The organism is Streptomyces fuscichromogenes (assembly GCF_014645815.1).
In the GTDB taxonomy this organism is placed as follows: domain Bacteria; phylum Actinomycetota; class Actinomycetes; order Streptomycetales; family Streptomycetaceae; genus Streptomyces; species Streptomyces fuscichromogenes.
On record NZ_BMML01000001.1, the window covers coordinates 17877 to 30542 of the forward strand.

General features: G+C 69.6%; 10 protein-coding genes. 8 read left to right on the top strand and 2 right to left on the bottom strand.

Annotation, left to right across the window (positions count from 1 at the left end):
* Positions 1 to 51 precede the first annotated feature (51 nt).
* From IEZ11_RS00100 to IEZ11_RS00110, 3 genes are all read left to right on the top strand, one after another.
* Complete coding sequence (locus IEZ11_RS00100) at positions 52 to 627, top strand: TerD family protein (RefSeq protein ID WP_189260424.1); 576 nt, start codon at positions 52 to 54, stop codon at positions 625 to 627.
* A gap of 127 nt (positions 628 to 754) precedes the next feature.
* Positions 755 to 1900: a DUF475 domain-containing protein gene (locus IEZ11_RS00105; protein ID WP_189260425.1), complete on the top strand. Its 1146-nt coding sequence runs from the start codon at positions 755 to 757 to the stop codon at positions 1898 to 1900.
* Positions 1901 to 2019: 119 nt separating this feature from the next.
* Positions 2020 to 2754 (top strand): TerD family protein, encoded by a 735-nt coding sequence (locus IEZ11_RS00110; RefSeq protein ID WP_189261073.1) that lies wholly within the window; start codon positions 2020 to 2022, stop codon positions 2752 to 2754.
* Between the two features lie 94 nt (positions 2755 to 2848).
* Here IEZ11_RS00110 and IEZ11_RS00115 read toward each other — a convergent pair whose 3' ends face one another.
* A complete protein-coding gene (locus IEZ11_RS00115) occupies positions 2849 to 3613 on the bottom strand; it encodes a TerD family protein (RefSeq protein WP_189260426.1) in 765 nt (254 codons plus the stop codon).
* Positions 3614 to 3790: 177 nt separating this feature from the next.
* On the opposite strand from IEZ11_RS00115, the gene IEZ11_RS00120 reads away from it, so the two are divergent.
* From IEZ11_RS00120 to IEZ11_RS00130, 3 genes are read left to right on the top strand one after another with little or no spacing between them, the layout of a single operon-like run.
* Complete coding sequence (locus tag IEZ11_RS00120) at positions 3791 to 4963, top strand: HpcH/HpaI aldolase/citrate lyase family protein (RefSeq protein WP_189260427.1); 1173 nt, start codon at positions 3791 to 3793, stop codon at positions 4961 to 4963.
* 29 nt (positions 4964 to 4992) lie between these two features.
* Positions 4993 to 7581, top strand: a complete 2589-nt coding sequence (locus IEZ11_RS00125; protein WP_189260428.1) for a phosphoribosyltransferase — start codon at positions 4993 to 4995, stop codon at positions 7579 to 7581.
* The gene (locus tag IEZ11_RS00130) at positions 7581 to 8393 is read left to right on the top strand and encodes an HAD family hydrolase (RefSeq protein WP_189260429.1); all 813 of its coding nucleotides are present in this window, start codon (positions 7581 to 7583) and stop codon (positions 8391 to 8393) included. Before IEZ11_RS00125 ends, IEZ11_RS00130 begins: the two co-directional genes overlap by 1 nt.
* On the opposite strand, the gene IEZ11_RS00135 is transcribed toward IEZ11_RS00130, so the two are convergent.
* Entirely contained in the window at positions 8390 to 8611 is a 222-nt protein-coding gene (locus IEZ11_RS00135; RefSeq protein ID WP_189260430.1) for an FmdB family zinc ribbon protein, read from the bottom strand. The two genes, IEZ11_RS00130 and IEZ11_RS00135, sit on opposite strands and share 4 nt — an antisense overlap.
* Positions 8612 to 9205: 594 nt before the next feature.
* On the opposite strand from IEZ11_RS00135, the gene IEZ11_RS00140 reads away from it, so the two are divergent.
* Both IEZ11_RS00140 and IEZ11_RS00145 read left to right on the top strand, forming a co-directional pair.
* Positions 9206 to 11314 carry a transglycosylase domain-containing protein gene (locus tag IEZ11_RS00140; protein ID WP_189261074.1) on the top strand — a complete coding sequence of 703 codons (2109 nt, stop codon included), beginning with the start codon at positions 9206 to 9208 and terminating at the stop codon, positions 11312 to 11314.
* Between the two features lie 52 nt (positions 11315 to 11366).
* On the top strand, positions 11367 to 12662 hold the full coding sequence (locus IEZ11_RS00145; RefSeq protein WP_189260431.1) for a polysaccharide deacetylase family protein: 1296 nt from the start codon (positions 11367 to 11369) through the stop codon (positions 12660 to 12662).
* Positions 12663 to 12666 lie beyond the last annotated feature (4 nt).

The window sequence follows — 12666 nt, forward strand, 5'->3', positions numbered from 1 at the left end:
GCCGGACGTGCAGGACAACCGGAGAAGTACCGCTAGGGGAGGACCAGCATCATGGGCGTCACGCTCGCCAAGGGGGGCAATGTCTCCCTCTCGAAGGCCGCACCGAACCTCACCAACGTCATGATCGGACTCGGCTGGGACGCCCGCTCCACCACCGGCGCCCCCTTCGACCTGGACGCCAGCGCCCTGCTGTGCCAGGGCGGGCGGGTCCTCGGCGACGAGTGGTTCGTCTTCTACAACCAGCTCAAGAGCCCCGAGGGCTCGGTCGAGCACACCGGCGACAACCTCACCGGTGAGGGCGAGGGCGACGACGAATCGATTCTGGTCGACCTGGCCAAGGTGCCGGCCAACTGCGACAAGATCGTGTTCCCGGTCTCCATCCACCTGGCCGACGACCGCGGCCAGACCTTCGGACAGGTCTCCAACGCCTTCATCCGGGTGGTCAACCAGGCCGACGGCCAGGAACTCGCCCGCTACGACCTGTCCGAGGACGCCTCCACCGAGACGGCCATGATCTTCGGCGAGCTCTACCGCTACCAGAGCGAGTGGAAATTCCGGGCCGTCGGCCAGGGGTACGCCTCGGGGCTGCGCGGCATCGCGCTCGACTTCGGCGTGAACGTCTCATAGGACCTTCACCCCGATTTGGGGGCCGACCGAGCCATAGGACACCGGCGCCCTCTAGACTCCGTGGTCAACAGTGAGTAAAGCCGAGTACGGCGCGAGCGAGACCCGTACACACACGATTGGGTAGCCAGTGCTTCTGAAAACCTTCGGCTGGTCGTTCGCGATCACCGCGCTCGGACTGGTCGCCGCGGTCTTCTACGGGGGGTGGGAGGCCTTCGGCATCGTGGCGATCCTCGCCGTCCTCGAAATCTCCCTGTCGTTCGACAACGCGGTCGTCAACGCCGGAATCCTGAAGAAGATGAACGCCTTCTGGCAGAAGATCTTCCTCACGGTCGGCGTCCTCATCGCGGTCTTCGGTATGCGGCTGGTCTTCCCCGTCGTGATCGTCGCGGTCACCGCCAAGATGGGCCCCATCCAGGCCGTCGACCTCGCGCTCAACAACAAGGACCGCTACCAGGAACTGGTCACCGACGCCCACCCGGCGATCGCGGCCTTCGGTGGCATGTTCCTGTTGATGATCTTCCTCGACTTCATCTTCGAGGACCGGGACATCCAGTGGCTGCGCTGGATCGAACGCCCCCTCGCCAAGCTCGGCAAGGTCGACATGCTGGCGGTCTGCATCGCCCTGATCGTCCTGCTGATCACCTCCTTCACCTTCGCCACCCACGCCCACCAGCACGGCGGCGGCCACACCGACAAGGCGCAGACGGTCCTGATCGCCGGCATCGCCGGCCTGATCACCTACATGATCGTCGGCGGCCTCTCCGGCTTCTTCGAGGACCGGCTGGAGGCCGAGGAGGAACGCGAGCACGAGGAGGAGGAAGAGGCCGAGCGCACCGGCAAGAAGAAGCCCGCGGTGGTGCTGGCCGGCCAGGCCGCGTTCTTCATGTTCCTCTACCTGGAGGTCCTGGACGCGTCCTTCTCCTTCGACGGCGTGATCGGCGCGTTCGCCATCACCAACGACATCGTGCTGATGGCCCTCGGCCTCGGCATCGGCGCGATGTACGTCCGGTCGCTCACCGTGTACCTGGTCCGCCAGGGCACCCTGGACGACTACGTCTTCCTGGAGCACGGCGCCCACTACGCGATCGGCGCGCTGGCCGTGATCCTGATGGTCACCATCCAGTACCAGATCAACGAGGTCATCACCGGTCTCGTCGGTGTCGTCCTGATCGGCTGGTCGTTCTGGTCCTCGGTACGGCGCAACCAGCGGCTGGCGGAAGCCGAGGGAAAAGCGGGGTCGGACGAGAAGGCTGAGGTCTCGTCCGGGGTCTGAACCGGCTCGCCGGGCCGAAAACGGAGGGTGTGACGCCCTCCTGGACGAGGAACGCTCTGATGGGGGCGGCCGACCGGTCGGCCGCCCCCAGGCGTCGGCAGGAGTTACTGGGGGCGGGAATGGGTTTCTTCGACGGGCTGCTGGGCGGGAAGGCGGCCGAGTTCGACTCGGGCAGCGCCGCGTCCAACTCCATCGAGCTCACCAGGCGGCACCAGACGGTGTCCCTCACGAAGCAGGGCGCGGCCACCGGCAACCTGCGCGTCAACCTGAGCTGGCGGATGCGTACGTCCGACTTCGACGGGGAGCAGCGGGAGAGCCTGTTCCGGCACCCCTTCAAGGCGCTGCGGCCGCCGGAGGTGATCGGGCACGGGCAGAGCATGGTCAACGTCGACCTCGACCTCGGGGCGCTGTACGAGCTGACCGACGGGACCAAGGGGGTCGTCCAGCCGCTCGGCGGCCTGCTCGGGGACGTGAACGCACCGCCGTACGTCAAGCTCAGCGGCGACGACCGGTTCGGGTCGGCGTCCGGCGAGACAATGTACGTCAACCTCGATCACCGGGACGACATCAAGCGGCTGCTGGTGTTCGTCTACATCTACGACCAGACGCCTGCGTTCGACCGCACCCACGCGATCGTCACGCTGTACCCGAGCAACGGGCCGCGCATCGAGATCGGCCTCGACGAACGGCATCCGCAGGCGCGGTCCTGCGCGGTCGTGATGATCGAGAACGTGAAGGGCGAGCTGATCGTCCGGCGCGAGGTGAAGTTCGTGTACGGGTTCCAGGGGGAGCTGGACCGGTTGTACGGGTGGGGGTTGCAGTGGGGGCGGGGTTACAAGACGGCGGATCGTTAGTCCGCCCACGGCGGCTGGGTTGTGCCGTGGGCGCGCGACTGCTGCGCCGTCGTGGTTGCTCGCGCGGTTCCCCGCGCCCCTGAAGGCGCTTCAGCTAGCGCCCGATGAACTGCGGCCCTTGCGGGGGCAGCCGGAAGTCCGTGTTCGGGATCGTCGCCACCGGGATCGGGGCCGGTGGGGGGTAGCCGTAGCCCGACTGCTGGGGCGGTTGCTGGGTGTACGCGGGCTGGGGGTAGCCGTAGGCCGGCTGGGTGGGTACCGAGGTCGGCTGCTCGGGCGGGAGCGGCATGGAGGCCGACGGCTCCTCCATCGGTTCCGACTCGTCCACCGAGATACCGAAGTCCGTGGCCAGGCCCTTGAGGCCGTTGCTGTAGCCCTCGCCCAGCGCGCGGAACTTCCAGCCGTCGCCCCTGCGGTACAGCTCGCCGCAGATCAGGGCCGTCTCGGCGCCGGTCTCCGGCTTGATGTCGAAATGGGCCAGCGCTTCGGCGTCGGGCGACACCGCGTCGTACAACAGGATGCGCAGCGCCGGTACGTGTTCGAAGGGGACGCCGTCCGCGGATGCGACCAGCAGGATTCGGCCGACGCTGGGCTCGACACCGGGCAGATCTGTCTGGATCGTGTCGGTGAGGCCCTCGGCCACCCGCTTCTTGCCGAGCCGCCAGACCTTCCCGGAGGGATGCCGGGGCTGGTTGTAGAAGACGAAGTCCTCGTCGGAGCGCACGCGTCCGTCGGGGCCGAGGAGCAGCGCGGAGGCATCGACGTCCGGAACTCCCTGTCCGGGCGTCCAGCGCAGCACGGCCCGGACCGTGGTGGCTTCCAGCGGGACGTTCGACCCCTTCAGCATGGCGTGCGTCATGCGGTCATCCTGCCCTCTCGGTCCTGGTCACGACAACGCGGGGGGCCTCGCGACCGACACGGGCGGGTTACCTGAAATTCATGCCCGGCGGGAACCCCGGACATGGCTTTGTACGTACTATTACCGGCCACCCTTTACCAATTTCACAGGCTCGGCCCACCACCACGGGGGAGTTTCATGCGTCATTTCGGGCACATCGCCCCTGAGGTGCGGCGGCGTCTCTTTCACCAGGAGCCGTGCGAGTTCACCGCCGACTCGCCCGCCAGGCTGCTCTCCGCGGCCCTGGGGGCCACCCTGTACAGCCCGGCCACCCGGCCGCGGCTCGCCGACGACATCGTCAAGCAGGCCGCGCTCGGCGTGGTCTCGATGGTGCTGTGCCTGGAGGACTCCATCGGCGACGAGGACGTGGCGGCCGGCGAGGAGAACCTCGTCCGGCAGTTCGCGGACCTGGCCGAGCGCGACCGGGCCGGCGTGGAGCTGCCGCTGCTCTTCATCCGGGTGCGGGAACCCGAGCAGATCCCCGACCTGGTACGCCGGCTGGGCGCGAGCGTGTCGCTGCTGTCCGGGTTCGTCTTCCCGAAGTTCACCGAGGAGCGCGGCATCCCCTTCCTCCAGGCCCTGGACGGCGCCGTGCTGCACAGCGGTCGCCGGCTGTTCGGGATGCCGGTGCTGGAGACGCCCGAGCTGATGTACCGGGAGACGCGCGTGGACGCCCTGGAGGGCATCGCCCGCGCCGTCGACAAGTACCGGGACAAGGTGCTGGCGCTGCGCCTCGGGGTCACCGACTTCTGCTCGTCCTACGGGCTGCGGCGGGCCCCGGACATGACCGCCTACGACGTCCAGATCATCGCCTCCGTCATCGCCGACGTGGTGAACATGCTGGGCCGGGCCGACGGCACCGGATTCACCGTGACCGGGCCGGTGTGGGAGTACTTCCGGGTGCCCGAGCGCATGTTCAAGCCGATGCTGCGGCAGAGCCCGTTCCTCGCCGAGCAGGCCGTGGAGCTGCGCGAGCGGCTCATCGAGCACGCCATGGACGGACTGCTCAGGGAGATCTCCCTGGACCAGGCCAACGGACTGCTGGGCAAGACCTGCATCCACCCGTCCCATGTCATCCCCGTGCACGCGCTGTCCGTCGTCAGTCACGAGGAGTTCTCCGACGCCCAGGACATCCTGCGGCCGGAACGGGGCGGCGGGGGTGTACTTCGCTCGGCCTACACGAACAAGATGAACGAGGTGAAGCCGCACCGCGCCTGGGCCGAGCGGACCATGCTCCGCGCCGAGGTGTTCGGCGTGGCCAACGAGGACGTCGGCTTCGTGGAACTGCTCGCCGCCGGGATACCGGGTTGACAGGCCCTTCGGGACGACACAGGGAACGTATGAACATCGCAGCGAACAACGGGGTCTGGTCCGGCAGCTGGGTCGCTGAGCGGCTCGGCGTCGAACTGGTGGGCGACGACGGTCTGACGGCCCTCCTCGGCCTCGCCCTGCGCCGCAACCCCAGACGGGCCCACCTCCTGGTCTCCAACGTGCTCGGCAAGCACGTGCCGCAGTCGCCGTCGGTGGTGTACGGGCACGGCTTCGCCCTCGGCCGACGGGTGCGGGACCTGCTCGGCGAGCGGGAGGCCGGGCGGGCGGTCGTCCTGGGGTACGCGGAGACGGCGACGGGGCTCGGTCATTCGGTGGCGGACGGGGTCGGCCTCGCCCCCTACCTGCACTCCACGCGCCGGCCGGTCGCCGGGGTCGTCCCCGCGGGCGGCTTCGAGGAGTCCCACTCGCACGCGACCTCGCATCTGCTCCTTCCCGAGGACCCTGCCCTGCTCTCCGGAGACGGCCCCCTGGTCCTGGTCGACGACGAGTTCTCCACCGGCAACACGGTCCTGAACACGATCAGGGACCTGCACGCCCGCTATCCGCGGCAGCGGTACGTCGTGGTGGCCCTGGTGGACATGCGGTCGCCGGCCGACGCCGGTCGTCTGACGGACTTCGCGCGCGAGATCGACGCGCGCGTGGATCTGGTGGCGGCGGCCTCGGGGACGGTGAAGCTGCCGGAGGGGGTCCTGGAGAAGGGCCAGGAACTGGTGGCTCGGTACGAGGAGAGTGCCGCGACAGGTGATCGGCCGGGCGCGGCGCCGTCGGGGCCGGTCGCGCAGTTCCCCGCGCCCCTTCCCGGCGTTGCCTCTCAGGCCGACTTCCAGCGCAACCCCCTGGGGGCGCGGGGAACTGCGCGACCGGCCCCCACGCACCCGCAGACACCCGACACCCGCACCACCCCCCACCTCACCCGCGTCGACCTGCACTGGCCGTACGGCCTCCCCGACGGCGGACGCCACGGTTTCACCCCCGCCCACCGAATACGCCTGGAGTCGGCCCTCCCCACCATGGCCGCGAGGCTCGCCGAAGCCCTGCCCCCCGACGCCCGCCGCGTGCTGACGCTCGGTTTCGAAGAGCTGATGTACACCCCTCTCAGGATCGCCCGCGAGCTGGAGGCGCTGGTCACCGCCGAGGTGCGGTACTCCACCACCACCCGCTCGCCCGTCCTGGCCGTCGACGACCCCGGCTACGCGATCCGCAGCCGCCTCGTCTTCCCGGCCCACGACCACCCCGCCGACGGCCCCGGCGAGCGCTACGCGTACAACGTGGCCGGCGCCGGCTTCGACGCGATCGTCCTGTTCGTCGACTCGGCCGGCGACACCCCCGAACTGCACGCCCCGGACGGCCTGCCGGCCCTGCTCGGCGCGCATGCCCCGCACGTCCTGCTCGCGGTTGTACCGTCGTACGTCCCCGCGCTACCCGAAGAGAGCCCCGCCATGCTGCCCGAGCCCCTCCGTGGCCCCGCCTTCTCCTCGTACCCGGCGGAGGACGTCGGCTGGCTGCTCCAGGACCTCTCGGACGTCACGCTGGAGGCGCCGACCGAGGAGCGCGAGGAGGCCATCCAGAGCGGCGGCGCGCACTACGCCGAGTCGCTGCCGGTGGAGTACCAGCCGAGCGAGCAGTACCAGGCCCTGTTCCACGCGGCCCTGGAGACCTCGGCCGCCCGGATCGCGCAGGCCGTCGGGGTCGTCACCGAGACCGTGCTGGCCGAGCGGTCGCCGCGGCCGGTACTGGTGTCGCTGGCCCGTGCCGGGACGCCCGTGGGCGTGCTGATGCGCCGCTGGGCGCAGTTCCGGTACGGCCTGGACCTGCCGCACTACGCCGTGTCGATCGTGCGCGGCCGCGGCATCGACGCCAACGCGCTGCGCTGGCTGGCCGCCCACCACGACCCGCGGGACGTCGTGTTCGTCGACGGCTGGACCGGCAAGGGCGCCATCACCCGGGAACTCGCCGACGCGATCGAGGAGTTCGAGGAGCGGACGGGGGTCTCCGGCTTCGACCCGGAGATCGCGGTGCTCGCGGACCCCGGGTCGTGCGTACGGACGTACGGCACCCGGGAGGACTTCCTGATCCCCTCCGCCTGCCTCAACTCGACCGTCTCCGGGCTGATCTCGCGGACCGTGCTGCGGGCCGACCTGGTCGGTCCCGACGACTTCCACGGCGCCAAGTTCTACCGCGAGCTGGCCGGGGCCGACGTGTCGGTGGCCTTCCTGGACGCGGTCGCCGCCCGGTTCGAGGAGGTCGTGGACGCGGCGGACGGCGCCGTGAAGGAGCTGGCCGTCGCCGACCGCACGCCGACCTGGGAGGGCTGGGCGGCCGTCGAACGGATCAGCGAGGAGTACGGCATCCACGACGTGAACCTCGTCAAGCCGGGCGTCGGCGAGACCACCCGGGTGCTGCTGCGCCGGGTGCCCTGGAAGATCCTGGCGCGGGCCGGGGCGGGCGTCGACCTCGACCATGTGCGGCTGCTCGCCGAGCAGAGAGGGGTACCGGTGGAGGAGGTCGGCGACCTGCCGTACACCTGTGTCGGGCTGATCCACCCCAGGTACACGCGCGGGGCGACCGGCGCCGACGGCCGGGCGGTGAACGTCTGATGCCGGTGCTGGTGGCCAGCGACCTGGACCGTACGCTCATCTACTCCTCGGCCGCCCTGGCGCTGACCATGCCGGACGCGCGGGCGCCCCGGCTGCTCTGCGTCGAGGTGCACGAGAGCCGGCCGCTGTCGTACATGACGGAGACGGCCGCGCGGCTGCTGGCCGAGCTGGGGGACGCGGCGGTCTTCGTGCCGACCACGACGCGGACCCGTAAGCAGTACGAGCGGATCAACCTGCCGGGGCCCACGCCGAGGTACGCCATCTGTGCCAACGGTGGGCATCTGCTGGTCGACGGGGTGACCGACGCGGACTGGCACGCGCGGGTGCTGGCCCGGCTCGCCGACGAGTGCGCCCCGCTGGAGGAGGTGCGGGCGTATCTGACGGAGCAGGCCGATCCGGTGTGGCTGCGCAAGCACCGGGTCGCCGAGGACCTGTTCGCCTACCTGGTCGTGGAGCGGGAGCTGCTGCCCGAGGAGTGGGTGAAGAGCCTCGGGGAGTGGGCGGAGAACCGCGGCTGGACGGTGTCCCTGCAGGGCCGGAAGATCTACGCCGTGCCGAAGCCGCTGACGAAGAGCGCGGCCATGCGGGAGGTCGCGCGCCGGACCGGGGCCGAGCTGACGGTGGCCGCGGGGGACTCGCTGCTCGACGCCGACCTGCTGCTGGCCGCGGACCGCGGCTGGCGGCCGGGGCACGGGGAGCTGGCCGACGCCGGGTGGACCGGGCCGGCCGTCGCCGCGCTGCCCGAGCGTGGGGTGCTTGCCGGAGAGCGAATTCTGCGGGAATTCCTGAAGACGGCCCGTACGGAGAGCTAGCCGCAGCAGCCGCCGCCGCAACAGCCCCCGCCCGAGCCGGCGGGGGCCGCGGACCGGGCGGTCGCGGTCGCCGTTCCGCCCACGGCTACCGCCGACAAGAGCTTTACCGTGTCTTGATGTCCTTCCGGGCATGCTGCGGGAGCGGATGACTCGGCCATGGGGCGGGACAGTTCGAAGGTGTCGTCGCAGGTGCGGCAGCGATACTCGTAGCGGGGCATGAGGGACAGGCTAGCGGCAGTGATGCGGGAGTGATGGGCATCACTTCACCTCAGAATTTCATGAGTGTTCCTTTCTGTCCGATACTTGTGCGGAGATTTTGAAAAGATCGCTGATAATTTGAGCTGGCCGCGAGGAGCCAAAAGACCGGGGGAAGAGGGGGGCTCGTAGCGCCGCGCCCGCCGCGGCCCTGCCACCCGTCGTGTCTGCCTGCGCGCGCAAGACCGAGTGCGAGGGGAGACGCAGTCGTGACGGACGCAACGGAGCGGACGGGCGACCCGGAGGAAGGCCATGACCAGGCCGGATCCCGGAATCGTAAGCCGTTCGAGCCGGACGCGACCTTGCATCTGAAGGTCGACGACCTGCGTGCGGAGCATGCTCTGTGGCAGAAGGGTGACGACGCTCAGCGTGCGCAGGAGGTCGCGCGGCGCAAGGCGGAGGCCCTGTGGAAGGAACTGCGCACCCCGCGGGCGGAGAACTCCGCCGACACCGCCAAGGCGGGTGCGGACCAGGGAGCGCGGCCGAAGAAGCCGGTACCGCCGCGGCATGACGAGACCCTGCATCTGAATGTGGGCGCCCTGCGGGCGGACGTCACGATGCAGATCCGGGTGCCCGAACAACGGCAGCCGGAGCCGGATGCGGCGGGAGCGGGCGGCCGTGCCGAGCGGCGCCGCAGCGCCCGCCCGACGCCGCGGGAACGGGCGCTGGCGGCGACGGCGGCGGTCCGGGCTCTCGTGGGGCCCCGGCTCGCGCCGCTGGCGCCGTACGCCCGCCGTCTCAGACCTGCCTACCCGCGCCCCGGCCGGACCGGCTGGCGCCGCTGGATGCCGTCCTGGCGGCAGTGGCTGGGCGCCTGGCTGGGGAGCATCGGGCTGACCGGGCTGTTCCTCGTCGTCGCCTACGCGGCCACGGACATACCGTCCAACCTCAACACGTACGCCACCCAGCAGGACAATGTCTACTTCTGGTCCGACGGGACGCCGATGGCCCGGACCGGCTGGGTGCAGCGGCAGGACATGCCGCTCAAGGACATACCCGTGGACGTGCGCTGGGCGGTGCTCGCGGCGGAGAACGAGAGCTTCTACTCCGACCCCGGTATCTCGATGAAGGGCATCGCGCGGGCCCTGTACCGCACGGTCGGCGAAGGGGACACCGAGGGCGGCTCGACCATCACCCAGCAGTACGTGAAGAACGTCTATCTCACGCAGAACCAGACCGTGAGCCGCAAATTCACCGAGGCGATGATCTCCCTCAAGCTCGACAACAAGATGAGCAAGGACCAGATCCTGGAGGGGTACCTCAACACCAGCTGGTTCGGCCGTGGGACGTACGGCATCCAGCGCGCCGCCCAGGCCTACTACGGCAAGGACGTCGGCCAGCTCAACGCCAGCCAGGCCGCCATGCTCGCCTCGCTGCTCAAGGGGGCCGGGCTCTACGACCCGACGCTCAGCAAGGCCAACCACCAGCGGGCGGTGGAGCGCTGGTCCTGGATCCTGGACCGGATGGTCAAGATCGGCAAGCTGTCGCCGGCCGAGCGGGCCAAGTACACCAAGTTCCCCGAGCCCATCGCGACCAACAAGGTCTACGACACCGGCAGCCAGAGCGACTACCTGGTCGAGCTGGCGCAGCAGTACGCGAAGAAGTCCGCGCACATCTCGGACAAGCAGTTCGACCTGGGCGGATACCAGATCTACACCACCTTCGACCGGAAGAAGGAGACGGCCCTCACCAAGGCCGTGGCCAAGGCCCGCAAGGAGGCCAAGGCGAGCGACCCCAAGGCGGCCGCGGCCGCCCACTACGGCGCCGCCTCGGTCACGACCGACGGGCGGATCGTGGCCGTGTACGGCGGACCCGACCACCGGACCCAGGGCTACAACGAGTCCAACGCCACCACCGTCCCGGCCGGCAGCGCCTTCCTGCCCTTCGTCTACGCGGCCGGGCTCCAGAACGGCGCCCACAAGGAACGCGGCGGGGCCGCCACCGCCGTGCTGCCCGGGACGCTCTACGACGGCGACGACAAGGTCCCGGTCACCACGCCCGACGGACCGTACTGGGACCGCAGCGGCAAGAAGGTCTTCGCCAAGAACGACGACGACAGGTCCTACGGGCAGATCACCCTGGACAAGGCCCTCGCCCAGTCGGTGAACACGCCGTTCATGCAACTCGGCGTGGACGCCGGACTCGACAAGGTGCGGGCCACCGCGGTGGCCTCCGGGCTGCTCTCCGAGAGCATGGGAGCCCAGGTGCCCGCGCTGTCCATGGGCAGCTCCACACCGAGCGCGATCCGGATGGCGAGCGGCTACGCCACGTTCGCCGCCGGCGGTGACCACACCGAGCCGTACTCCGTCTCCAAGATCACCCGCAACGGCCGCCGGATCGCCGTGGACACCCCCCGGCCGACCCGCGCGGTCCGCGACGACGTGGCCGAGGACGTCGAGCAGGCGCTCACCGAATCGTTCCGTCTGGCCCACCCGACGGCCGCGCTCACCAGCACGGCGGCCGGGAAGGCCGGCAGCACCTACGCCAGCGGCAAGGACACCGCCGCCTGGTACACCGGCACCCTCTCCAAGGTGACGACGTCCGTCGTCGTCTACCGCATCGACCTGAACAAGTCCCTGGAGCCGCTTCCGCTCCAGGGAGTCGCCGGATCCGGCACCGACAACGTCCCGTACTCGCTCTGGGCCCAGGCCATGGGCCTCGACTGACCCCCGAGGCCCCGCAGCTCCCCACGCCACCCACCCGCAGAATGAGCCCCGCATGAAGCCCCGCACGAAGCCGACAGCAGGCGGCCATCGCCGCAAGGCGCCCACCCGTGACCGCCGTCCAGCCCGCCCGGAGTTCGTGACCCTGGCCGCCTTCCTGGTCGTGGCCTCCCTCGTCGCGGGCTATCTGGTGCTCACCAGACAGGACGACACCGCGCCCACCGCGTCGGGGACCACCAAGTCCAGCCCGTCGCCGTCGGCCTCACCGAAGTGGGACGGCAAGACCAAGATCCTCGGTGACGGCTCGACCTCGTACACGGGGCCGCAGAAGGACCAGCTGAAGGCCGTGAAGCTCAAGCCCGGTGAGAAGCCACCCCAGTTCGTGGTGTTCTCCTGGGACGGCGCGCTCCAGGGCGACGACGAGCTCTTCTCGCACTACCGGGAGATGGCCAAGGAGTACAACGCCCATATGACCTTCTTCCTCACCGGCATCTACCTGCTGCCCAAGAGCAAGAAGGACCTCTACACCGGGCCGATGCACAAGCCCGGCGACGCCGCCATCGACTACGCCACCGACGCGCACATACGCACCACCCTGGAGCAGCTCCGCGAGGCGTACGACCAGGGCAACGAGATCGGCACCCACTTCAACGGCCACTTCTGCGAGGCCAAGGGCGGCGGCGACTGGAGCGTCGCGCAGTGGAAGAGCGAGATCGACCAGTTCTTCGAGTTCGTGGAGCACTGGAAGACCAACACGGGCTACAAGGACATCCCGGCCCTGCCCTTCGACTTCAAGCAGGAGGTCGTCGGCGGCCGCGCCCCCTGCCTGGAGGGCCAGCCCAACCTGCTGAAGGCCCTGCAGAAGTACGGCTACAACTGGAAGTACGACGCCAGCTCCCCCGGCGACCTCCAGGTATGGCCGTCGAAGAAGGACGGTCTCTGGAACTTCCCGCTCCAACTGCTGCCGTACAGCGACAACAACCAGGCCCTCTCGATGGACTTCAACTTCCTCTACAACCAGTCCAACGGCGAGGTCGACGGCGACTCCTCGAAGTACGCCGGGTGGGAACAGCAGGCCGTCGACGCCTATATGAACGGCTTCAACCGCGTCTACTACGGCAGCCGCGCCCCGCTGTTCATCGGCAACCACTTCGAGGACTGGAACGGCGGCATCTACATGAAGGCCATCGACCAGGTCATCCCGAAGATATGCACCAAGAAGGGCGTCAAGTGCGTCTCCTTCAAGGAGCTCGCCGACTGGATGGACGCCCAGGACCCGGCCACCCTGGCCCGGCTGCGCACCCTGGACCCGGCCCAGGCGCCCTCGGACTGGTCGAACATCGTGCAGTGAGCGC